At 66.4% G+C, this 22,196-nt stretch carries 23 protein-coding genes; 12 read left to right on the top strand and 11 right to left on the bottom strand.

Annotated elements, in window-relative coordinates; genetic code table 11:
* Positions 1-104: 104 nt before the first annotated feature.
* From ACWCIA_RS02930 to pgi, 4 genes are all read right to left on the bottom strand, one after another.
* Entirely contained in the window at positions 105-959 is an 855-nt protein-coding gene (locus tag ACWCIA_RS02930; protein ID WP_454160813.1) for an SIS domain-containing protein, read from the bottom strand.
* 5 nt (positions 960-964) lie between these two features.
* Positions 965-2,440 (bottom strand): glucose-6-phosphate dehydrogenase, encoded by a 1,476-nt coding sequence (gene zwf, locus ACWCIA_RS02925; RefSeq protein ID WP_454160811.1) that lies wholly within the window; start codon positions 2,438-2,440, stop codon positions 965-967.
* 393 nt (positions 2,441-2,833) lie between these two features.
* Positions 2,834-3,754 carry an SMP-30/gluconolactonase/LRE family protein gene (locus ACWCIA_RS02920; protein ID WP_454160810.1) on the bottom strand — a complete coding sequence of 307 codons (921 nt, stop codon included), beginning with the start codon at positions 3,752-3,754 and terminating at the stop codon, positions 2,834-2,836.
* A complete protein-coding gene (gene pgi / locus ACWCIA_RS02915) occupies positions 3,751-5,394 on the bottom strand; it encodes a glucose-6-phosphate isomerase (RefSeq protein WP_454160808.1) in 1,644 nt (547 codons plus the stop codon). Before pgi ends, ACWCIA_RS02920 begins: the two co-directional genes overlap by 4 nt.
* Positions 5,395-5,690: 296 nt before the next feature.
* Between pgi and edd the strand changes: the two genes are divergently transcribed.
* The 8 genes from edd (at position 5,691) to ACWCIA_RS02875 (ending at position 12,323) form a co-directional block, all read left to right on the top strand.
* Positions 5,691-7,610 carry a phosphogluconate dehydratase gene (gene edd, locus ACWCIA_RS02910; RefSeq protein WP_454160806.1) on the top strand — a complete coding sequence of 640 codons (1,920 nt, stop codon included), beginning with the start codon at positions 5,691-5,693 and terminating at the stop codon, positions 7,608-7,610.
* A gap of 13 nt (positions 7,611-7,623) precedes the next feature.
* A complete protein-coding gene (gene eda, locus ACWCIA_RS02905) occupies positions 7,624-8,244 on the top strand; it encodes a bifunctional 4-hydroxy-2-oxoglutarate aldolase/2-dehydro-3-deoxy-phosphogluconate aldolase (RefSeq protein ID WP_454161247.1) in 621 nt (206 codons plus the stop codon).
* Between the two features lie 22 nt (positions 8,245-8,266).
* A complete protein-coding gene (locus ACWCIA_RS02900) occupies positions 8,267-8,920 on the top strand; it encodes a YceI family protein (RefSeq protein ID WP_454160804.1) in 654 nt (217 codons plus the stop codon).
* Positions 8,921-9,011: 91 nt separating this feature from the next.
* Complete coding sequence (locus tag ACWCIA_RS02895; protein WP_454160802.1) at positions 9,012-9,590, top strand: SRPBCC family protein; 579 nt, start codon at positions 9,012-9,014, stop codon at positions 9,588-9,590.
* A gap of 158 nt (positions 9,591-9,748) precedes the next feature.
* Positions 9,749-9,955, top strand: a complete 207-nt coding sequence (locus tag ACWCIA_RS02890) for a hypothetical protein (protein WP_454160800.1) — start codon at positions 9,749-9,751, stop codon at positions 9,953-9,955.
* 165 nt (positions 9,956-10,120) lie between these two features.
* The gene (locus ACWCIA_RS02885; RefSeq protein ID WP_454160799.1) at positions 10,121-10,645 is read left to right on the top strand and encodes a hypothetical protein; all 525 of its coding nucleotides are present in this window, start codon (positions 10,121-10,123) and stop codon (positions 10,643-10,645) included.
* Between the two features lie 495 nt (positions 10,646-11,140).
* Positions 11,141-11,659, top strand: a complete 519-nt coding sequence (locus tag ACWCIA_RS02880) for a Rhs element Vgr protein (protein WP_454160797.1) — start codon at positions 11,141-11,143, stop codon at positions 11,657-11,659.
* A gap of 190 nt (positions 11,660-11,849) precedes the next feature.
* The gene (locus tag ACWCIA_RS02875; RefSeq protein WP_454160796.1) at positions 11,850-12,323 is read left to right on the top strand and encodes a hypothetical protein; all 474 of its coding nucleotides are present in this window, start codon (positions 11,850-11,852) and stop codon (positions 12,321-12,323) included.
* Here ACWCIA_RS02875 and ACWCIA_RS02870 read toward each other — a convergent pair.
* From ACWCIA_RS02870 to ACWCIA_RS02855, 4 genes are all read right to left on the bottom strand, one after another.
* Positions 12,320-13,447 (bottom strand): acyltransferase family protein, encoded by a 1,128-nt coding sequence (locus ACWCIA_RS02870; RefSeq protein ID WP_454160794.1) that lies wholly within the window; start codon positions 13,445-13,447, stop codon positions 12,320-12,322. The genes ACWCIA_RS02875 and ACWCIA_RS02870 overlap by 4 nt on opposite strands.
* Positions 13,444-14,601: a class C beta-lactamase gene (gene ampC / locus ACWCIA_RS02865; RefSeq protein WP_454160792.1), complete on the bottom strand. Its 1,158-nt coding sequence runs from the start codon at positions 14,599-14,601 to the stop codon at positions 13,444-13,446. Before ampC ends, ACWCIA_RS02870 begins: the two co-directional genes overlap by 4 nt.
* Before the next feature lie 86 nt (positions 14,602-14,687).
* Entirely contained in the window at positions 14,688-15,461 is a 774-nt protein-coding gene (locus ACWCIA_RS02860) for a LytR/AlgR family response regulator transcription factor (RefSeq protein ID WP_454160791.1), read from the bottom strand.
* Positions 15,462-15,463: 2 nt separating this feature from the next.
* A complete protein-coding gene (locus tag ACWCIA_RS02855; RefSeq protein ID WP_454160790.1) occupies positions 15,464-16,510 on the bottom strand; it encodes a sensor histidine kinase in 1,047 nt (348 codons plus the stop codon).
* A gap of 223 nt (positions 16,511-16,733) precedes the next feature.
* Between ACWCIA_RS02855 and ACWCIA_RS02850 the strand changes: the two genes are divergently transcribed.
* The 3 genes from ACWCIA_RS02850 to ACWCIA_RS02840 are packed head-to-tail and all read left to right on the top strand — an operon-like array spanning position 16,734 to position 18,719.
* Positions 16,734-17,633: an alpha/beta hydrolase gene (locus ACWCIA_RS02850; protein WP_454160788.1), complete on the top strand. Its 900-nt coding sequence runs from the start codon at positions 16,734-16,736 to the stop codon at positions 17,631-17,633.
* Positions 17,634-17,689: 56 nt separating this feature from the next.
* On the top strand, positions 17,690-18,367 hold the full coding sequence (rpiA, locus tag ACWCIA_RS02845; RefSeq protein ID WP_454160786.1) for a ribose-5-phosphate isomerase RpiA: 678 nt from the start codon (positions 17,690-17,692) through the stop codon (positions 18,365-18,367).
* Between the two features lie 13 nt (positions 18,368-18,380).
* Complete coding sequence (locus ACWCIA_RS02840; RefSeq protein ID WP_454160784.1) at positions 18,381-18,719, top strand: hypothetical protein; 339 nt, start codon at positions 18,381-18,383, stop codon at positions 18,717-18,719.
* 24 nt (positions 18,720-18,743) lie between these two features.
* Here the strand turns inward: ACWCIA_RS02840 and ACWCIA_RS02835 are convergent, their stop codons facing one another.
* Both ACWCIA_RS02835 and arfB read right to left on the bottom strand, forming a co-directional pair.
* Positions 18,744-19,928 carry a DUF2325 domain-containing protein gene (locus ACWCIA_RS02835; protein WP_454160782.1) on the bottom strand — a complete coding sequence of 395 codons (1,185 nt, stop codon included), beginning with the start codon at positions 19,926-19,928 and terminating at the stop codon, positions 18,744-18,746.
* A gap of 167 nt (positions 19,929-20,095) precedes the next feature.
* Positions 20,096-20,494: an alternative ribosome rescue aminoacyl-tRNA hydrolase ArfB gene (gene arfB, locus ACWCIA_RS02830; protein ID WP_454160780.1), complete on the bottom strand. Its 399-nt coding sequence runs from the start codon at positions 20,492-20,494 to the stop codon at positions 20,096-20,098.
* 255 nt (positions 20,495-20,749) lie between these two features.
* On the opposite strand from arfB, the gene ACWCIA_RS02825 reads away from it, so the two are divergent.
* Positions 20,750-21,151, top strand: coding sequence for a hypothetical protein (locus ACWCIA_RS02825; protein ID WP_454160778.1), 402 nt, complete (start codon positions 20,750-20,752; stop codon positions 21,149-21,151).
* A 212-nt stretch (positions 21,152-21,363) separates the two neighbouring features.
* Here ACWCIA_RS02825 and ACWCIA_RS02820 read toward each other — a convergent pair whose 3' ends face one another.
* The gene (locus ACWCIA_RS02820; protein ID WP_454161246.1) at positions 21,364-22,179 is read right to left on the bottom strand and encodes a DUF817 domain-containing protein; all 816 of its coding nucleotides are present in this window, start codon (positions 22,177-22,179) and stop codon (positions 21,364-21,366) included.
* Positions 22,180-22,196 lie beyond the last annotated feature (17 nt).

Below are 22,196 nucleotides of genomic sequence, written 5' to 3'. Positions count from 1 at the left end.
TGCCGGCTTTGAAACGCGTGGGGTCAGGACCCCACCCTACATCTGGCGCGATGCGTAGGGTGTGAGGGGGGCGCCGAGCCTCCCGACTCCACGCGTTGCTCGCATCAACCAATAAACGAATCGAACTGCATATCAAACTCCTCCAGCGCCTTCTGCGCGTTCTGCATCTTCTTGCGGAACTCCGGCCCGCGCTGCAGGGCGAGGCCGACGGCCAGCACGTCGATCACGACCAGGTAGGCCAGGCGCGCCGAAATCGGCGTGTAGGGGTCGATGTTGAAGACGAGGTCGATCGGGATCAGCACGCTGGCCATGTCGGCCAGCGGCGTGCCCGAGGGCGCCAGCACGATGACGTCGGCGCCGCCGCGCCGGGCCAGTTTCGCCGAGCGCACCAGGGCCGAGTTGTTGCCGCGCTGGGAAATGGCGACCACGGCGTCGCCTTCGCGCAGCAGCGAGGCCGCGATCGAGTGGATCGCCGGGTCGGCATAGGCCACCGTCGGCACGCCTGAGCGGAAGAACTTGTGCTGCGCGTCGGCGGCCACGATGCCCGAGGTGCCCTGGCCGTAGAACTCGATCTTGTTGGCGCGCGAGAGGATGTCGAGCGCCTTCTGCACCGACTCGGCATTGAGGTTGTTCCGCAGGTCGAGCAGGGTATTGATCGAGCGGCTGCAGATCTTGTTCACCAGGTCCGCGGCCAGGTCGTCCTGGGCCGGCTGCTCGTTGGCGGCGGGCAGGGCGAGCGCCAGGCCTTGGGCGAGCTTCAGCTTGAATTCGTGCCAGCCGTCGTAGCCGAGGGTGCGGCAGAATCGCACCACCGTCGGCTCGGACACCTGCGCGCTCTTGGCGAGCGCCGTGATGTTCTGGCTGACCGTGGTGGCAGGCGCCTCCAGTACCGCCAGCGCGACCTTGCGCTCGGATTTGGAGAGCGAATCGAGCTGGGTCCGGATCGAATCGAGCAGCATCCCGGTCAGTCCTCAGGCAAAGCTTCTTCGCGCCACTGCAGGCCGTCGCGCCCGATCAGCGCCGACGATGCCGCCGGGCCCCAGGTGCCGGATGCGTAGGGCACCGGCGCCGTGTCGTCCTGCTCCCAGTGATCCAGGATCGGCTCGACCCATTCCCAGGCCGCTTCCAGCTCGTCGCCGCGCATGAACAGGGTCAGCTGGCCGCGCAGTACATCCAGCAGCAGCCGTTCGTAGGCTTCCATGCGCGGCGCCTTGAACTGCTCGCGGAAGTCGAGTTCGAGCTCGGCCTGCTTCAGGCGCATGGAATCGCCTGGCGTCTTGGCCATCAGGTTCAGCGACAGGCCTTCGTCCGGCTGAAGGCGGATCACCAGGCTGTTCGGCTGGAAGCTCGACGTCGGTTGATTAAAAATCGAGTGCGGGATCTGCTTGAAACGCACCACGATCTCGGCCAGGCGGTCGGCCATGCGCTTGCCGGTGCGCAGGTAGAAGGGCACGCCGGCCCAGCGCCAGGTGTCGATCTCGGCCTTCATGGCGACGAAGGTCTCGGTCTTCGACTGCTTCGGGGCGTCCGGCTCGTCGCGGTAGCTCGGCACGGCCTTGCCGTCGACGAAGCCGGCGCGGTACTGGCCGCGCACGATGTTCTGCGACAGCGTGGTCGGGGTAAAACGCTTCAGCGAGCGCAGCACCTGCAGCTTGGCGTCGCGCACCGCGTCTGGCGAGATCGAGGTAGGCGGCTCCATCGCCACGATGCACAGCAGCTGCAGCAGGTGGTTCTGCAGCATGTCGCGCAGTGCGCCCGAGGTGTCGTAGTAGCCGAGGCGGTTGCCGACGCCGATCTTCTCGGCGATGGTGATCTGCACGTCGGAGATCCATTCGCGGCGCCACAGGGGCTCGAACAGCACGTTACCGAAGCGCAGCGCCAGCAGGTTTTGCACGGTTTCCTTGCCGAGGTAGTGGTCGATCCGGTAGATCTGCGATTCGGCGAAGACCTTGCCGACGTCGGCGTTGATCTGCTTGGCGGATTCGAGGTCGCGCCCCAGCGGCTTTTCGAGCACGACGCGCGAATGCGGGGTGGCGAGACCCGTGGCCGCCAGGTTGTCGCAGATCCGGGCGAACAGGTGCGGCGGCGTAGCGAGGTAGTAGACGCGCGTGATCGCCTCTTCCTTGCGCAGGACCTCGACCAGCGGGGCGTAGGTGTCGACGTTGGTGGCGTCCAGCGCGACGTAGGTGACGCGCTCGAGGAAACGCTGCCACTTGCCTTCGTCGACGCTGTCCTGGTCCTTGATGTGCTGCTTGGAGTGGCTGTCGACGAAGGACAGGAAGTCTTCCTGCGTGCTCTGGTCGCGGCCGACGCAGATGATGCGGGCGGTCGGCGGCAGGTCGCTGCAGACGTCGCGCGCATACATCGCAGGCAGCAGCTTGCGCATCGCAAGGTCGCCGCTGCCGCCAAAGAGAACGAGGTCGAAATCGGAAAGAGCCATAGTGTGTTCTGGTCGAAATAGAAAGGTGAGCTGTTCGTGTAAATTTACTACACGAATATGCTCTTAGCAAGAAATTCTACTACGCAAATGTGCCGCGGACGGGTGTGATGGTGCCACAAGCGGGGTGGAGGGGGCGTCCGGGTTGTCAGGGTAAAACGGAGGGGCTCTGCGGTGAATGGCATGAGCAGTAAGACCCGTAGGGTGGGCGCCCTGTGCCCACGCGCTACGTGTGCGTCACGCGGCTGCGGATCGGGATGCATCGCTCGCAAGCGTCGCGCCCGCCAACGATCACGATGATGCATGCGCTGCAGAGCGAGTCGGTACTGCGAACAACTATCGGACCCGTGCGTACCGCGTGGGCACGGGGCGCCCACCCTACAGATGCGTTATCGCTTAGCGCCGGTACTCGGCCTGCACCTGCCCCGCCACATCCACCCGCATGCACAGCACCTTGCCCGTCAGCGGATACTGCGCCAACTCGGCCTCGGACCGGCCATGGCTGGCGCTGGTGACGTACAGGGTGCGCAGGTCGCTGCCGCCGAAGGCGACGGCGGTCGGGCAGCGCACCGGCAGGGGAATCTCGCGCAGCAGTTCGCCCTCCGGGGAGAGCTTGAGCAGGCGTCCGCCCTCGAACATCGCGACCCAGTAATTGCCCTCGCTGTCGACCGCCGCGCCGTCCGGGCGGCCGCCGTAGTCGGCTGCAGTCTTGTCGAGCGAGAAGCTGGCGACGGTACGCCCGTTGGCCACCTGGCCGGCCGCGGCATCGAAGTCGTAGCGGTCGATGCGGTGGCTGGTGGTGTCGGCGTGGTACATCGTTCCGCCGTCCGGCGACCAGGCCAGCCCGTTCGAGTTGGTCATGCCGCCCGACCAGCCCAGGCGCAGGCGGTCGCGCTCGAGCACGTACATCTCGGCGGCGGGCTTGTCGCGCGGCTCGTACATGGTGCCGACCCAGAAGCGTCCAGCAGGGTCGACGCGGCCGTCGTTGAAGCGGGTGATTGCCGTGTCGTAGGGAGCGGGGCAGATGTCGGCGATGTCGCCGCTGGTCGTGTTCAGGCGCACGAAGCCGTTGCGGGTGGCGACCACCAGGTTGTTGTCGCCGTCGACCGCGATCGCCGAGGGCTCGGAGCCCATCTTCCAGCTCGAGAACTTGCCGCTGGCCGGGTGCACGCGGTTGACGGTCAGGCCGTTGATGTCGACCCAGTACAGGGCCGATTCCACGTCGTGCCAGAGCGGGCATTCGCCGACCAGCATCGGTGCGTCGTGGACGACGTCGATCTTCAGGTTCTTCATGGCGTCACCGCTGTTGCTGATCATACGGCGGCCTTCGCGCGGGCGATCAGGCCGTTGGTGGAGCTGTCGTGCGCCTGCGGTTGCGCATCGCCGGCGAGTTCCGCCTCGATCTTCTTGGCCAGCACCTTGCCCAGTTCGACGCCCCACTGGTCGAAGCTGTTCAGGTCCCACAGCACGCCCTGCACGAAGGTCTTGTGCTCGTACAGCGCGATCAGGGCCCCCAGCGTGGCCGGGGTCAGGTATTCCATCAGGATCGTGTTGCTCGGGCGGTTGCCGGGGAAGGTCTTATGGGGCGCCAGGCGTTCGATCTCGCTCAGGGACAGTCCCTGCTGCTGCAGGTCGGTGCGCACCTCGTCGATCGTCTTGCCCTTCATGAAGGCTTCAGACTGGGCGAAGCAGTTCGCCAGCAGGGCGGTGTGGTGGTTGTGCAGCTCGTGGGCCGGGCGCAGCGCGGCGATGAAGTCGATCGGCGTCACGTCGGTGCCCTGGTGCAGCAGCTGGAAATAGGCGTGCTGGCCATTCGTGCCCGGCTCGCCCCAGATCGCCGGGCAGGTCGGGGTGTCGACCGGCTCGCCGTCGCGCGTGACGCGCTTGCCGTTGCTCTCCATGTCGAGCTGCTGCAGGTAGGCCGGGAAGCGGTTCAGGTCCTGGTGGTAGGGCGCGATCGTGACCGAGCTACAGCCGAGGAACTGGCGGTTCCAGAAGCCGACCAGGGCCAGCAGCATCGGCATGTTCTGCTCGACCGGGGCGCTGCGGAAGTGCTGGTCCATCTCATGGGCGCCGGCCAGGAAGTCGCTGAAGTAGCCGAAGCCGACGGCCAGCGCCACCGGCAGGCCGATCGCGGACCAGACCGAGTAGCGGCCGCCGACCCAGTCCCAGAAGGGGAACATGTTGGCCGGGTCGATGCCGAAGGTCTTGATCGCCTCGACGTTGGTCGAGACGGCCACGAAGTGCTTGGCCAGCCCATCCTCCGGCGCATCGTGCAGGAACCACATGCGCGCGGTCTGCGCGTTCATCATGGTCTCGGCCGTGGTGAAGGTTTTCGAGGCGATGATGAACAGGGTAGTCTCGGGATTGACCTGCTCGAGCGCCGCGTCCATGTCGTGGCCGTCGACATTGGAGACGAAGTGCATTTTCAAACGTGGGTGGCTGTACTGGCGCAGCGCGAGACACACCATCTTCGGGCCGAGGTCGGAACCGCCGATGCCGATGTTGACGATGTCGGTGATCGGCTTGCCGGTGTAGCCCAGCCATTGGCCGCTGCGCACGGCGTCGGTGAAGGTTTTGACGCGGGCGAGGACGGCGTGCACGTCGGCGGCCACGTCCTGGCCGTCGACGCTCAACTGCAGGTCGCGCGGAGCGCGCAGGGCGGTATGCAGGACCGCGCGGTTTTCGGTGTTGTTGATCTTCTCGCCGGCGAACATCGCATCGCGCCGGCTTTCCACGCCGCGCTCGCGCGCCAGGCTTGCCAGCAGTTCAAGCGTGCGCCCGTCCAGACGGTTTTTTGAATAGTCTAGGAACAGGCCGGCGGCCTCGATCGACATGCGCTCGAAGCGCTGCGGATCGGCCGCGAACAGGCTGCGCATCTGCCAGTCTTCGGCTTCGACGGCATGGGTTTCGAGGGCCTGGAAAGAGGCGGTGCTGGTGAGGGGCAGGGCGGTCATGTTGGGCGTACGATGTTGTTTTGGACAGATTATCGAATAATACAGGAATCGTCCGTAAATTCACTACGAAATGCTTGAGCCGGGTTTCGCAGACGCTGATCGATATGCAAACGTTGCAGCGCGTGGAGTCGGGACTCCACCCTACGGGCGCGACCCTGCACAGGTACCGGTTCACGTAGGGTGGAGTCCCGACTCCACGCGTTTGAAACCGCCGCGCAGCCGCAAAACCGACCCCACCACACCCCCAACAGAATTCTGTAGTAAAATTTCAGAAAACAATTTTCGAAGGAACGATAATGGCGCTCCACCCTGTAGTTGAACAGGTAACGAACCGAATCATCCAGCGCAGCCGCGCTTCGCGCGCCGCTTACCTCGCGCACCTCGAGGCGGCGCGCATCCATGGTGTGCAGCGCGGTGCGCTCTCGTGCACCAACCTGGCCCACGGCTTCGCCGCCTTCCCCGAGAACGACAAACTGAAACTGCGCGAGCAGAAGAAGCCCTCGGTGGCGATCGTCTCGTCCTATAACGACATGCTGTCGGCCCACCAGCCCTTCGAATACTTCCCGAAAGTGATCAAGGAAGCCGTGCGCGACATTGGCGCCGTGGCCCAGTTCGCGGGCGGCGTGCCGGCCATGTGCGACGGCGTCACGCAAGGCCAGCCGGGCATGGAACTGTCCCTGTTCTCGCGCGACACGATCGCCATGTCGACCGCCGTCGCGCTGTCGCACAACATGTTCGACGCTGCCCTCTACCTGGGCATCTGCGACAAGATCGTGCCGGGCTTCCTGATCGGCGCGCTGCACTTCGGCCATATCCCGGGCGTGTTCGTGCCGGGCGGCCCGATGACCTCCGGCCTGTCGAACAAGGAAAAGGCGCGCGTGCGCCAGCTCTACGCGCAAGGCAAGGCCACCCGCGAGGAACTGCTCGAGTGCGAATCGGCGTCCTACCACGGCGCCGGCACCTGCACCTTCTACGGCACCGCCAACAGCAACCAGATGCTGATGGAGATGATGGGCCTGCACCTGCCGGGCGCCGCCTTCATCACGCCGGGCACCCCGCTGCGCGATGCGCTGACGGCCGCCGCCTCGCACCAGGCGGTCGCGATCTCCCAGCAGGGCGGCAACTACATGCCGATCGGGCAGATCGTCGACGAGAAGAGCATCGTCAACGCCATCGTCGCGCTGCACGCGACCGGCGGCTCGACCAACCACACGCTGCACCTGGTCGCCATTGCGCGCGCCGCGGGCATCGTCATCGACTGGAACGACTTCGACGAACTGTCGAAGGTGGTGCCGTCGCTCACGCGCATCTACCCGAACGGCGAAGCCGACGTGAACCACTTCCAGGCCGCCGGCGGCCCGGGCTTCGTGATCCGCGAGCTGCTGGACGCGGGCCTGGCCCACGAGGACGTCAACACCATCCTCGGCCACGGCCTGCGCAACCACTGCAAGGAGCCCTTCCTGGGCGAGGACGGCAAGGTCGTCTGGCGCGACGTGCCGCAGCAGAGCGGCGACGACTCGGTGCTGCGCCCGGCGTCGAACCCGTTCAGCGACAACGGCGGCATGGTGCTGGTCAAGGGTAACCTGGGCCGCGCGGTGATGAAGATCTCGGCGGTCAAGAAGGAGCACCAGGTGGTCGAAGCGCCTGCGCTGACCTTCAACTCGCAGGAAGACTTCATGCATGCGTACAAAGCCGGTCACCTGAACCGCGATTTCGTGGCCGTGATCCGCTTCCAGGGTCCGCGCGCCAACGGCATGCCGGAACTGCATGCGCTGACCCCGGCGCTGTCGAACCTGCAGGACGCCGGCCACCGGGTGGCGATGATCACCGACGGCCGCATGTCGGGCGCGTCGGGCAAGGTACCGGCGGCGATCCACGTGTCGCCCGAGATCCTGTCCGGCGGCCCGCTCGGCCTGGTGCGCGACGGCGACGTGATCCGCGTCGACGCGCATGCCGGCACGCTCGAAGCCCTGGTCCCGGCCGAGGTGTGGGCCGCGCGCAAGCAGGTCACGGCCGACATCTCGTCGTCCCACATCGGCATGGGCCGCGAGCTGTTCGCCATGTTCCGCAACTCGAGCAGCGCGGCGGAAGAGGGCGCGGCCACCTTCCCGCTGCCGTCGCCGAAGCACACCACCACGCCGTTGCATGAGGGCGCCGACAGCGGCGAGATCATGCCCGGCTCCGACGAAGACTTCCTGTTCAGGACCCAGAAATAAGATGACTACGACTATGACCGTACTTGAGATCATGCGCTCGGCGAGCGTGATTCCCGTGATCGCCATCGACGACCCCGATCACGCCGTGCCGCTCGCGAAAGCCCTGGTTGCCGGCGGCATCCGCGTGCTGGAAGTGACCTTGCGCACTGCGCACGGCCTGCAGGCGATCCGGGACATGGCCCGGGTCGAAGGCGCCATCGTCGGCGTCGGCACCCTGACGCAAGGCGAGGAATTCGCCGCCGCGCGCGACGCCGGCGCCCTGTTCGGCGTCTCGCCGGGCCTGACCCCGGCGCTCATCGAAGCGGCGAAAAAGAGCGGGCTGCCGCTGCTGCCGGGCGTGATGACGCCGTCGGAAGTGATGGCCGCGCGCGAAGCCGGTTTCAGGCAGCTGAAACTGTTCCCGGCGGTGCCGGCGGGCGGCGTCGGCATGCTCAACGCGATCGGCGGCCCGCTGCCGGACGTGACCTTCTGCCCGACCGGCGGCATCTCGATCGATACCGCACCCGCGTTCCTGGCATGTAAAAACGTGGCCTGCGTCGGCGGCTCCTGGCTGACGCCGAAGGACGCCCTGGCCGCAGGCGACTGGAACCGCATCACCGAACTGGCCCGTGCAGCGGCCGCGCTGCGCGCCTGACCAGCGGGGGGCGCTGGTCACCATGACGCGCCTCCTTCCATTGCTGTTGCTGCTGACCGCCTGCGGGCGGCAGCTGGCGCCGCCGGCGCCCGTTCCCGGAGTCGATCCGGGCGCGTACCGCGGAAGGGCGGCTACCGACGCTGGAGTCTACACAGTCGATCCGCAGGCCTCGCTGGTGGCCGTCACGGTGCGCCGCGCGGGCCTGATGGCGCGGCTCGGGCACGACCACGTGGTGGCCAGCCGCACGCTGGCGGGCCACGTCGCACCAGGCGCGGGCAGCGCCGACCTGTCTTTTCGTCTCGACCAGATGAGCGTCGACGAGCCGCAACTGCTGCGCGACGCGGGCATCACCAGGCAACCCTCGCCGGAGGCGGTCGAGGGCACGCGCACCAACATGCTCGGTCCGGTGCTTGAGGCGCAGCGCTATCCGGTCGTCACCCTGCATGCGCAGCGGCAGGCCGACGGCCGGCTGAACGTCGCCGTCACACTGCACGGCGTCACGCGCTCGCTGGCGCTGCCGGCCACCGTCCGGATCGACGCGGCGCAGGTGAGTGCGAGCGGAACGGCGCGCCTGAAGCAAACGGATTTCGGCATCACGCCGTTTTCGGTCGGGCGCGGACTGCTGTCGGTACAGGACGAGCTGGAGGTGCGCTACCACATCGTGGCGCGGCGCTGACGGCCCTTCGCTGGCTACCGGAAGAGCCGGCGGCCGATGAAAATTGGTACACGCTTGCGACGCGGGCCCATCCGCATGTTACGCTCGGCGCATGCCACCTCGCATCTCACACATGGTGTTGCTCGGCTGGTCCTTGCTGGCCTGGGGCGCTGCTCCGGCGGCGCAGCCTGGCGCGCCCAGGTTCGAGCTGAACGTGGAGCGCGTCGATGGCGGCGAAGGGGACAAGGTCTACCGGATCACTTCAAACGGCACGGTGGCGGCCGCACCAGGCGTCGTCTGGCGCATCCTCACCGACTACCAGCATCTGGCCGATTACCTGCCCAACCTGAAAAGCGCGCGCGTCGTGTCCCGCGATGGCGACCGGGTCATCGTCGAACAACTGGGCACCGCCCGTTTCCTGTTTTTCAGCCAGCCCATCCGCATCCTGGTGCAAGTGCACGAACGGGCGCCGGACCGCATCGACATCAGCCTGATCGACGGCGACATGAAGGTCTACCGCGCCAGCTGGGTGCTGAGTCCCGTGGCCGGCGCCACGGGTACCAGGCTGGAATACAGCGCGACCATCGTGCCGAAGTTCGACGTGCCGGGGATCGTGGGAACGGGCACAGTCAGGAAGGATATTGCGAAGATGATGGCGGCGGTGCTGTTGCGATTGGACCGGCAGGAGTAGCATACTCAAGCCCGGCGCTAAGCCAGCAGATCGAACCGATCGAGCAATCGTATTGAGAATTGCTCAGCCCCCTCATTACGCATACAAGCAATGAATGCCCCAGCTATTCGTCGCCGCCTTCACAGCGCTGGCGCCCCCTCACCGCAGGCGAAACCGCCATGGCCTCGCTGCTGTTCCGCGACGCCATCGATTATTCGCGCGTCCGCATCCACAAGCGGCGCTACCTGCCTTACCTGCAGCCGAAGAACTGCGCGATGACGCCCAACGGCAGCATGTACTTCCACCACTCCTGCTTCCTTGACGACGACTCCCAGGCGAACCTCGCCGGCCAGCACTGGTTCATGCACGAGATAATACTGTTGTGACAGTTTGCACACCACTAAGCCAGGTGCAAGCGACCGAAATGAACTCGTGCTGCGTCTAAAAACTTCTTGCTTGTTCTACATGCAACATCGCTCTAAACTGAGGCATTGCAACCATTCGCTATCGGCCAGGAGCGGACGCCGGCTCACTTCTCCAGACAGGGGCGTATGTTTTCGACTTCAACACTGCGCAGCTACTTTGTACTTGCACTTGCACTTGTACTTGCGCTTCCGTTGGCGCTTCTGCTTATTGCTGGAAAAGCTGGTACGCCCGAGGACGCGCTCGCTGCCAGGGAAGCGGTTATTCGTTATCAGCTAACGAATAGTGAGCCTGGGCTTGCAGATGGTGTCGATATCTTCTGTGTCGAAATTGTTGAAGTTGCCGACACTGCCGTTTCACCCAGATCAGACCCACCGCAGGAATTGATTCAACGTCTTAACGATGGGCGTCATAAAGTACGAAAAGGGTCCGACTGTGATTACAACAGAGGGAACGGTGTTGTTGTAAAGGGTTCCAATAACCCTGGATTAGTGCTGAGGGTAGAGGGAGTTTCTTGGAAATCTGATACGAGTGTTGCCATTACAGGCGGATACTATCGTTCCTCGGAAGGTTCATCGGGCCACGTATATCATCTGGAAAAGCGTGGTGGCAAATGGCTGGTCATTGAAGACAGGTTGCTATGGCTTTCATAAGGTCACTGCTTTTTGTTGGGTGCTTCAGGTTGTAAGCAGTCGTACCCTAAACGGCCTGATGCGGCTAGGAAAGAACCTTTGAACTCTCCTGATCTCTACCGACCAATACGAATGAACACTAAAAAAGTTCTATTTGGGGCGTTCGTGCTTGCGTTACTGCTCGTCGTTGCCCTGTGGTTGCGGAACGAAGTGCGAATAGACAGTTGCTTGGACCGTAGCGGCAGGTGGGATGAAGAGCGACAGATGTGCGACGGAGCCACGGAGTAAGCAGGAACATCCGCCTCGGATTAGTCGTGGCTAGTAGACGTTCGCGACGCTCTTTGGGAAGGGCGGATGTCAGTTGGTGTGCTCGTGAGAGCCCTTCAAAACGGCATTTGAGCAATTTGAATTATGATCGCTGTGCCTCTCACTTTCGCAAAGTAGTCGATGGATGCCGTACCTTTGCGGCGCCTGCGTTCGCAGCGTTGGCGCCACCTTACCGCAGATGAAACCACCATGGCCTCGCTGCTGTTCCGCGACGCCGTCGACTACGCGCGCGTGCGCATCTACAGCCGGCGCTACCTGCCTTATCTGCAGCCGAAGAACTGCGCGATGACGCCCAACGGCAGCATGTACTTCCACCAGTCCTGCTTCCTCGACGACTACGCCCAGGCGAACCTCACCGGCCAGCACTGGTTCATGCACGAGATGGTCCACGTCTGGCAGCACCAGCTCGGCTATCCGGTACGCCTGCGCGGCGCCCTGCGTATCGGCCTCCCTTACCACTACGATTTGTCCGAAGGCGCGACGCTGGCGGACTACAACATGGAAGCGCAGGGCGACCTGCTGGCCGATTATTTTGTGTTGAAATTCCTGGGCCGCCCGGAAGCGATGCGCCAGCGCCGCTACCAGCACGACCTGGCGCTGTACGAACAGGTACTGGCGGGCTTCCTGCGCGACCCCGGCAGCCGGGAACACCTGCACCGTGGACCGGCCCGGCAACTGGCGCGTCTGCCGCGCTGGCGGCGCGCCTGAACCGGGCGCCGGTGCGCGCGTTTGCGCAATGCAGACCGCATGAAGCAAAGTCGTCTGCGCCGCGCCACTCCTACCCCCTCGCTATTGAGCATCGTCAATGCTGCCATGCGGCAACATCGTAGGCTTATTCCTCACCAATTTCCCATTTTCCGATCCCGCGTTTTCCCGAAACCCGTCTTCCGCGCCCGATATGAAGCTGCTCTTTTGCCTTGCCGTCCTGCTCGCCTTTCCGGCCCAGGCCGCGCGCCGCGTCGGCGAGGCGCAGGTGCGGGCGGGTGCCAACGACGTGCCCTGTTTTACGATTTCGCAGCGCGAGGAGCGGCGTGGCGGGGCGCCGGACTTCCAGGCGGTGACGGTGACGGAGGGCGGGGCGGGCAAGGCCGTGTTGTGGCGCATGGCCATGCCGCGCGAGCGGACCTTCCCGGTCACGCACGGCATGTGCATCCCCTATGCCGGACGCGTGCCGGCGCTGCCGCAGGCGCCGGCCAGGGCGCTGGAAAACGGCAAGGTCTACACCGTGCAGATCGAAGCACGCCCCGGCCGCAATGCCGCGGCGCCGCTGCACTACGAAGCCCGCTTCTGCCTGGTGCGCCGGCCGGGCGGCAAGCCTGTCGTCCAGCAGATCAACGCGGCCGCGCGGCCGGTCTGCACGCTGCGTACTTAAGACCAGGCCGGTCTTCCCGGCGATCCGATGCCGAAACGCGCCGGCAGCCGCTCCAGCAGGCGAGCCAGGACCAGGCACAGCAGCAGCACCGGCAGGTAAACGATGAAGGTCCAGGCCTGGTTCTCGCCCAGCAGCGCGCGGTAGGCCGCCACCGTTCCCAGAACGACGAACATGTGCGACAGGTAGAGCTCATAGCTCAGCGCACCCATGCGCGCCAGCGGACGCAGGACGCGCCAGGGCCGGGGCGGATGCGCATGGAAGGCGAGCAGCAGCAGGCAGCTGCCGATGCACAGGCAGTACAGCCCGGATTTGAACAGGTGGCGATGCACGAGCTCGCCCCAGCCGAACACCAGCAGCAGGAGCAGCCCTCCGCCCACGGCCGTCAGGCGCGCTTCGCGCCGCGTTGGTGTCCAGCGGCGCGCCAGCAGGGCCGCCAGTAGGCCCCAGGCAATCGCCGACATCCCCGGGAGATAGGATTTTTCGCGCCACACCTCGTCGCTGGCGGGCACCAGGTCGCGCAGCGGCGTCAGGGCGAGCGCCCACACGGCCAGCAGCCCGACCAGCAGGCGCGGCGGCAGCCACAGGCACAGCAGGGGGAAGCCGAGATAGAACGCTTCCTCGATCGACAGCGACCACAGCACATCCCAGCCCGCCGGGGCCCAGCCGGTGCGTCCTTCGTACCAGTTGAAGGTGAAGCTCAGCGCCGATCCGAGCAGGCCGACGATGCTTTGTTCGCCCTCGGGTGCGAAGCCCGGAACGCCGAGGCCGGCCAGCAGGGTCAACGCCGCCAGCACCAGCAGCAGCAGCGGCAGGATGCGCCTGGTCCTGCGCGCATAGAAGCCGCGCAGCTCGACCCGCTGCAGGCTGCCGTCGCGCTCGATGATGCGGGTGGCGATCAGGAAGCCGGAGACGACGAAGAAGACGAACACCGCCTCGTAGCCATTGAAACTGAGTGCATTGACCAGGCGTTTCGGCCACCATTCGCCCAGCAGGCTGGGGCCGAGCGGCAGGCGGAAGGGCAGGGCGAGGTGGTGGACGATCACCAGCAGGATGGCCAGGCCGCGCAGGCAGTCGATGCCGGCATTGCGCGCGGGCGTGGCGTATTCTGTCGGCGTGGTGCTCATGGGCGTGCCGCCGGGGCCAGGCCCTCGAGGATGGCGTAGGCCGCCGTCACCCGCGCCGGTATCGGTACGTTTTTATTCGCCAGCATGACGACGCCGACCCGGCGCTCGGGTACGAACAGGACATAGGCGCCGAAGCCGCCCGTCGAGCCGGTCTTGTTGAACAGCGTCCCGCGTGGCGCCGGTCCAGGTGCAAGCCGGGTCACGGGATTGGCTTCGCGGATGATCTTGTCCGAATTGCCCGCCAACAGATCCGCGAGCGCGTAGGGCGGGCGGTACTGCTCCCATCCCAGCCCCTGCACCATGGGGCCGGCCTGGAAATAGCCGACCTGGGTTCCTTCCACCGCGCGCCGCATCGCGGGTGCCAGACTTGCGGGCTCGAGGTTGGCCTGGACGAAGCGGATCATGTCGGCGGCGCTCGACTTCACGCCATAGCTTTCCTCGGCGAAGACGCCGGGATTGACGCGCACGGGCTGGTTGGTGCGATTGTGGCCCCAGGCGTAATCCGGCATCGCCGCGGCGGGTACGCGCACATGGCTGTGGGCCAGGCCGAGGGCGGGAAAAAGCCGGCCTTCAAGCGCGTCGCCGAAAGTCGTTTCCAGCGCGAGCGCGGCGATCCGTCCGAGCAGGCCGATGCTCGGATTCGAGTAGCGGCGCTGGGCGCCGGGCGCGGCGTCCGGCTGCCAGGCGCGGAAGTACGCGGGCATCTGCGCATCCTCCCTGACCTCGTCCGGGAACTGCAGGGGCAGGCCGCCGGCCGTGTAGGTGCCCAGTTCGAGCAGGGTGGCGCGGTCGACCGGGCTGCCCTTCAGCTGCGCGATATGTTCGCCCGGATGGTCGCCGAGCGAGAGCTTGCCGAGCTGCGCGGCGTGGACCGCCAGCGTGGCGGTAAACGTCTTGCTGATCGAGCCGAGTTCGAACAGCGTGTGCTCGTTGACCGGCTTTGCGCCCTCCTTCGATGCGACGCCGTAGCTGAAGAACATCGCCTTGCCGTCGACGGTGACGGCGACCGCCATGCCCGGCACGTCGTGCTGCGCCATCAGCGGGCGCACGGCGCGGTCGACAAGGGACCGCATGGCGTCCGCATCGGCGGCGCGGGCCGGGGCCAGGCAGAGACAGGCCATCGCAATGGCGAGGAAGGGGCGGCGGGTGGACATGGTGTTCTCCTGTGTTCGATGCCGTCGAGTATAGGAAGGCGGCTTTGTCGCGGCCAGTGCCGCCATCCCGGCAATGCGGCGTTTCGTCACATGGCCGCCTTCAGCGCGGCCAGGTAACGCTCGCTGACGGGGACAGCAGCGCCGCAGCGCAGCAGCAGGCGGTGGCCGCCGTCGCCGCAGTGTTCCAGCCGCGCGATCCGGTCGCGGCGGACGATGGCGCCGCGGTGCACGCGCAGGAACCGGCCCGGCCCGAGCAGGGCTTCCAGGCGGTTCAGCGTGATTCGGTGCAGCACCGTGCGCGAGGCCAGGTGCAGTTCGGCGTAGTTGCCCGCCGAGCCGATCCAGGCAATCTCCTCGATGCCGATGCGCTCGATGCGGCCGACCGAGCGCACGTGCAGGTGGTCGATGCAGGCGCTGTCGGCGCGCTCGCCCGCATCGACATAGTCGCGCAGCGCGGCGCCGTAGGCTTCGCGCTGGCGCCCGCCCAGCATGGCGGCAGCACGCTCGACGGCCTGCGCCAGGCGCGCATCGCTCAGCGGCTTGAGCAGGTAGTCGAGGGCATGCACCTCGAAGGCGTCGACCGCATGCTCGCTGTGGGCGGTCACGAACACGACCAGCGGCGGCTCGCGCAGGCGGCTGATCTCGCGCGCCAGCACCAGCCCGGACTCGGCCGGCATCTGGATGTCGAGGAAGACGAGGTCGATGTCCTGGCCGGCCAGCGCCGTGCGCGCCGCGGCCGCGCTGTCGCATTCCGCGGCCAGCACCCAGCCGGGCCAGGCGGCCATCGCCAGGCGCAGGTTGCGCCGGCCCGGCAGTTCGTCGTCGACGATCAGGTAAGAGATGGAATGAGGGATGGCCATGGCTAGTGCTCCAGCGGCAGGCGCACTTCGGCGACGAAGCGGCCGTCCCGCAGGCCGGCGTGCAGCGACGCCCCCGGATGCAGCAGGCGCAGCCTGGCGCGCGTGTTGGCGAGGCCCAGCCCGGCGCCCGGATTCGGAGAAGCGTGGGCGCTGGCCGGATTGGCGACCCGGATGCACAGCGTCTCGACCTCGCGTGCAAAGCCGAGGCGGATGTCGCTCGGGTTCGCGTGGCAGTCGAGGTCGTGGCGCAGGGCGTTCTCGATCAGCGGCTGCAGCAGCAGGGGCGGGCAGTCGACTTCGTGCAGCAGCGCGCTCTCGCCCTCGATGTGCACGCGCAGCCGCTCGCCGTAGCGCAGGCGCTGCAGGTCGAGGTAGTCGCGCACGAACTGCAGCTCGGCGGCGACGGTCGCGCTGTTGCGGGTGCTGGCCGACAGGGCGTAGCGCAGCAGGTCGCTCAGGCGGCCGATGCCGCCCAGGGCCAGCGCCTTGTCGCCGTCGCGCACCAGCGCGCTGATGGCATTCAGGGCGTTGAACAGGAAGTGCGGCTCGAGCTGGGCGCGCAGGGCCAGCAGGCGCTGTTCTTCCAGCGCCAGGCGCAGGCCGAGCATGTCGGTCTGCGAGCGCTGCCAGGCCAGTTCGCGCTCCCGCGCCCGGCGCCAGTAGTGCAGCGCCAGGATGGCGGCGAAGGTGCCGGTGGTCGAGAACCAGCCGACCAGCAGCATCTTGCGCAGCAGCGCCCACAGGCCGCCCGGCCCGGCCAGGTCGAGGTAGCCGCGCAGCCAGGCCATATAAATCCATTGGGCCGGCTGGAACACGAGCACCAGGCCGACGAACAGGGCCAGCACGTGGCGCGGACGCTCGATCAGCGCCGGCCAGCGCGCCAGCGCCAGGACCAGCCCCGTGGACAGGACGATCAGGGGGACTGCGTACTCGACGAACCAGGTGGACAGCAGGGCGGGATAGTGGCTGTCGACGCCGCTGCGCAGGTTGTCGCTGTAGGTCTGCAGCGCGCCCAGGGCGCTGATGATCGCCCACACGAGCACGACCACGACTGCCGTCCGGGCTGCGGGCAGGAGCGCCCAAGGGGAGCCGGGGAGGGGAGGGCCTGGTTTCATCGGCAAAAGTATAGCAGCGGCAACTATCGCCCGAGACCGGTGCCGGCGGCCGCCGTCACACGGAAACCGGGTTTCGTCACCCTCTTGCTGTCCTGCTGCCGGCTGCGCCGCACAATCGCGCTCATCCGCCACCCGCCACCATCGACAAGGAGCACGCTTGAAACGACAGATCTTCCAACTGGCCCTGGCCTGCTGCCTGGCCGGCGGCGCACTTGCCGCACCGCTTCCCTATATGCTGGACAACACCGAAGTGCGCGACATCCGCCCCGCGGCCCTGAAGCGCGATTACCAGGTGATGGTGGCGCTGCCCGACTCGTACGCCGCTTCAAACCGGCGCTATCCCGTGCTGTTCGTCACCGACGCCAACTACGCCTTCCCCCTCGTGCGCAGCATCGCCCAGCGCCTGGCAAGGCATGCCGGCATGGAGGAAGCGATCGTCGTCGGCCTCTCGTACGCGAAGGGCGACACCGGCAACTACAGCCGCCGCCGCGACTACACGCCGAGCGTGCCGCGCCTGGGCAGCCACACGTCCGATATGCCGGGCCGCGCGCCGGCCTTCGGCGAAGCAGGCGCCTACGGCCGCTTCATCGCCGCCGAGGTGTTCCCCGTGATCGCCGCCCACTACCGCGCCGACATGCGGCGCAAGGCCTTCATCGGCCATTCCTACGGCAGCCTGCTGGGCCTGGACCTGCTGCTGACCCGGCCCGACAGCTTCGAACACTACATCCTCGGCAGTCCCTCGCTGTGGTTCGACCGCGGCGTGATGTTCGAGCGCGAGCAGGCCACTGCAAGTGCGCGCCGCGACCTGCCGGCCTCGGTCTTCTTCGGCATCGGCGCAAGCGAGACGCTGGCGCCCGGCAAGCGGCGTTCGCGTTCGGAAGAGGAGGCCGACATGGTCGCCGACCTGCGGGAGTTCGACGCCGCGCTCAAGGCGCGCCGCTATCCCGGCCTGCGCACGCGGCTCGCCGTGTTCCCAGGCGAGGACCACGCGAGCGTGTTCCCGGCGGTGCTGACGCATGGGCTGCGCGCCTGGCTGCAGAGCCGCCGCGCGCCCTGATCGCGTCCGCGATCCGTTAAAATGTCGGCATTTCCCTCTCCCCCATAGCGGACATCATGACTCAGGACGAACTCAAGCAAGCCGTGGCACGCGCGGCCATCGATTACGTGGTCGACGGCGAAATCATCGGCGTGGGCACCGGCTCGACGGCCAATTTCTTCATCGACGAACTGGCCAGGATCAAGGACCGCATCAAGGGCACCGTGGCGTCCTCCGAAGCGACCGCCGAGCGCCTGCGCGGGCACGGCATTCCCGTGTTCGACCTGAACGAGGTCGAGTCGATCGCCGTCTACATCGACGGCGCCGACGAGATCACCGACACGGGCGCCATGATCAAGGGCGGCGGCGCTGCGCTGACGCGCGAGAAGATCGTCGCCTCGGTGTCGAAGCAGTTCGTCTGCATCGCCGACGGCTCGAAACTCGTCCAGACCCTGGGCAAGTTCCCGCTGCCGGTGGAAGTCATCCCGATGGCGCGCGCGGCCGTGATGCGCAAGCTGGCCACCCTCGGCGGCCAGCCGCGCCTGCGCACGAAAGCCGGCGGTACGGACGCCTTCATCACCGACAACGGCGGCGAGATCATCGACGTGGCCGGCATGGAGATTGCCGATCCGAGCGGCGTCGAAACCCAGATCAACGGCATCGTCGGCGTGATTGCAGTCGGCCTGTTTGCCCAGCGCGGCGCCGACGTCTGCCTGCTCGGCACGGCCGACGGCGTGAAGACCCTCACGTTCTGATCCCGGGGGCGCGATGAAACGACTGGCGGTGGCGGCAGTGGTGGCGGTGGTGGCAGCTCTTGCGGGCTGCACGCTTTTCCAGGCACCCAAGCCGATGCCGGCGGCAGCGGCCCCGGTCAAGCCTGCGCCGGCAGCCCTCGTGGACGCCGGCGGCGCGCCCATCGAACGCGTGCCTTACCGCGTCGGCGTGTCCTCCGCCACGGTCGAGCAGCTGGCGCGCGGGCATGCCTGCACGGGGCAGGGCGCCGGGCTGGTGACCGAGCCGGGCCCGGTCGAGGTCTACCGCCTGCACTGTGCGGACGGCAAGGTGTTCATGGCGCGCTGCGAGCTGCGCCAGTGCCGCAAAATGTAGTTCGCACCCCAGCCGACGGCGCCTTCAGGGCGCCGTTTCCACTTCCTGCAGGGTGCGCGCCAGGCTCGACACGCTCGGGTTGTCGACGAACAGGCAGCGCTTGCCCGTGCGCTTGCAATGGTCCTTGACCCGCCAGTAGGCACCGTGGCTGATGCAGCCGGTCTGGCAAATGACCAGGTCGGCGGCGGCCAGGCTGGCGTCGAGCAGGCCGCTGCTGTCTTCCAGGCCGCCATCGTGGTGCGCGAAGCGGGCGCCGGCGCGTTCGACGATGCTGCGGTAGATCGGCACATTGCCGCTGCGTCCGCCGACGCACAGGATGCTCTGCTTGTCCAGGCATGCCGGCAGCGGGGCGGTGGCCGGCGCCGGTTCGGGCGCCGGCTCGGGCGCCGGCTCGGGCGCCGGCGCCGTGGCCGCGGGCGCCTCGTCCTTCAATGCATCGAGCTGCGCCCGCAAGACCTGTTCGCGCCACTCCATCTGCGCCAGGCGGTTCGCGAGGCGCTTGCGCGTGTCCAGTTCCGGTATCGAGGCGCGCAGGGCATCCAGCTCGGCACGTGCCTGCCCGAGCTCGGTGTCCTTGCCGATCGCGATCGCGCGCAAGCCCATCAGCGCGGCTTCGTGCTCGCGCGCGGCCTCGGCCTTGTCCTGGACCAGCCCGTTGCAGCGTTCCTGCAATTTCAGCAGCTCGCGCCCCAGCCTGGCGTGCTCGTCGAGCAAGGCTTGGTGCTTTTGCATGTCCACGCGGGCGCAGGCCCCGGCCTGGTGCTGCACCATGTGGATGTCGCGCGTCATGCGCTCTTCCAGCTCGGCCGTGCAGCGCGGGTGGGTGAGGCCGGCCCAGAAGGCGCCGGCGACGTTTCCCGCAGCAACGGCCGCATCCCATAATGCCTTGACCTCGGCCGTGTTCCTGGCCTTGTGGAAGCGGGCGACGTCGGCGGCGTAACGGCGGTCGAGCTCCTTTTGCAGGGCATCGGACAGCGTCTTGCGCGTCATGCACTCGTTGACGACGCCGACATGCAGCTCATAATCGTCGTGCTCGAGCGCTTCGCCGACGACTTTTTCGGCGAGCCTGCGCAGGCCCTGCATGGACAAGCCGACGCCGATCAGCGGGCAATGGCAGGTGTGGGGCAATTCCCAGAGACGGCGGCGGCGCGAGCCCTGCGGGCTGGCGGCCTCGGGACTGGATGGCGGTCGCTTATGCTTGTCGCACATGGTCTTCCTTCGCGGTTGGACTGGCCGGCGCTACACGAAGCAGGCACCGGCAAACGCGCATTCTTCTTGTCAATGAGAATGCTTCTCATTTCCATTCTAACGCGGATGAGAAGGGATGCAAGCGAAACGTGCGCGGCCGCCGCGCAAGGTGAGGGAGGGCTTGCCGCCTATTCAGTGACCTTGCCGCGCAAGGCCTTGATGTTGCCGCTGCGGGTTTTCGCATCCAGCCGGCGCCGCTGCGAACTGCGCGTCGGCCTGGTCGGCCGGCGCACCAGCTGCACCTCGGCCGCTGCGTCGATCAGCGCCTGCAGGCGCTGCAGCGCTTCTTCCTTGTTCTGCTCCAGGCTGCGCGACTGCTGCGCCTTGAGCACGAGCACGCCCTCGCGGGTGATGCGCGAATCGCGCGCGGCGAGCATGCGTTCCTTCACGTAATCGGGCAGCGAGGACGCCTGGATGTCGAAGCGCGCGTGGACGGCGCACGAGACCTTGTTGACGTTCTGCCCGCCCGGACCCTGGGCCCGGATCGCGATGAACTCGACTTCGGCCGGGTCGAGTGCTACCGGCATGGCAATTTCCTGTTACCGTGCGCTGTCCGGACTTGACCGGTGTCGTCAGCCGGAGCAAGGGCTGGCGCGTTAGTGAAAGTGGCGGCATAGGCAGTAGCCACCAGGCAGCAGATGCGAACCATGGACGTTCCTGTGAACTGTGGAAATGCGAACGCAGCCAAGCTGGAAACATGCGCGCACGTTACAAGTGTAACGTGTGGCATGGTTTTTCCGAAAAGGGTAATCTAATGACAACAAATTACTAAGGAGCAAACCATGAACAAAGCCACCATTTCCGCCCTGATGATCGCCGTTGCCGTTCTCGCCACCGGCTGCAAGAAAGATGCCGATCCGTCGACCGGTCCTGCACAAGAAGCCGGCGCAGCGATCGACAATGCTGGCGCGAAAGTCGCCGAGGAAACCAAAGAAGCTGGCGCTGCCATCGAGAACAGCGCTGAGCGTGCTGCCGAAAACGTCGACCAGGCTGCCGACAAGGCCGCCGCCAACATCGACCAGGCAACCGACAAGGCTGCCGCGAATATGCGCGAAGCCGGCGCCGAAGTGCGTCAGGAAACCAAGGAAGCTGCCGCTGAAGTCCGTCAAGGCGCGGACGCAATCAACGATAAAGCCGGCAAGGCTGTCGAGCGTGCCGGTGAAAAGATGCAAGACGGTAAGTAATCAGCACTGCCGGTACGGCGTACCGGTTTTGTCCTGACTGTCTCCGGATGCCCACGCCCTGCCTGCAGGTGCGTGGGCGTTCGCGTCTTTAGCGCATCCTCATTGCAGGATGAAGCGCACCACGCGCGAGGCGAGTCCCAGCACGAGGAGTACGATGAGTACCCGGATGGCGATCCGGGCTGCCTTGCTGCGTGGTTTTTTCATGCTCATGCTCATGCTTCGGCGATGTGGATTTTCGACTTGATGTGCTTGAGGCTGGCCACGATGGTGAACGTCATGATCACCAGCAGCGACCAAGAGCTCCATTTGCTCAGGTGGACGAGCGACCAGGCGCCGAGCTGGTTCGGATAGCGCCAGACGCCCCAGAAGGTGCCGATGTTCTCGGCCAGCCAGATGAAGAAGCCGATCAGCACGAAGCCGAGCATCAGCGGCATCTGGCGGTCGCGGTCGAGCGGGCGGTAGATGACGACGGTGCGCGAATACAGGCCGAGCGCGCAGGCCGCCAGGTACCAGCGGTAGTCGCCGATGTAGTGGTGGGTAAAGAAGTTCGCGTAGATCAGGATGGCGATCAGGGCCGCCATCCAGTAGGGCGGGTGATGGCGGATGCGCAGGTCGAACATGCGCCAGGCCTGCACGATGTAGCTGCCCACCGAGGCGTACATGAAGCCGGCAAACAGCGGCACACCGAAGATCTTGGTGTAAGCGAAGTCCGGATAGCTCCAGGACTGAATGCTGCCCGAGACCTTGAAGGCCTCGAGCGCGAAGCCGACCACGTGGAACAGGCAGACCGCCTTCAGCTCGTCCCAGGTTTCCAGTTTCGCGTAGACCATCCAGAACTGGATCGCGAGCGCGACGATCAGCAGCATGTCGTAGCGGGGAATGCCGAGGATGCCGGCGCGCGGCATCAGGAGCATCGCGGCGAGGAAGGTGCCGACGAACAGGCAGGAACGCGCGTTCTTGAAACCGAAATACAGGAATTCGACCAGGCCGCGCCGCAGGCGGCTCATGTCGCGCGGCCGGGCGTCCATCAGCAGGTTGTCGAATG

It is taken from the genome of Massilia sp. SYSU DXS3249 (genome assembly GCF_053668055.1).
Note: the sequence above shows the minus strand (reverse complement) of the source record. Positions and strands in the feature narration are given on the sequence as shown.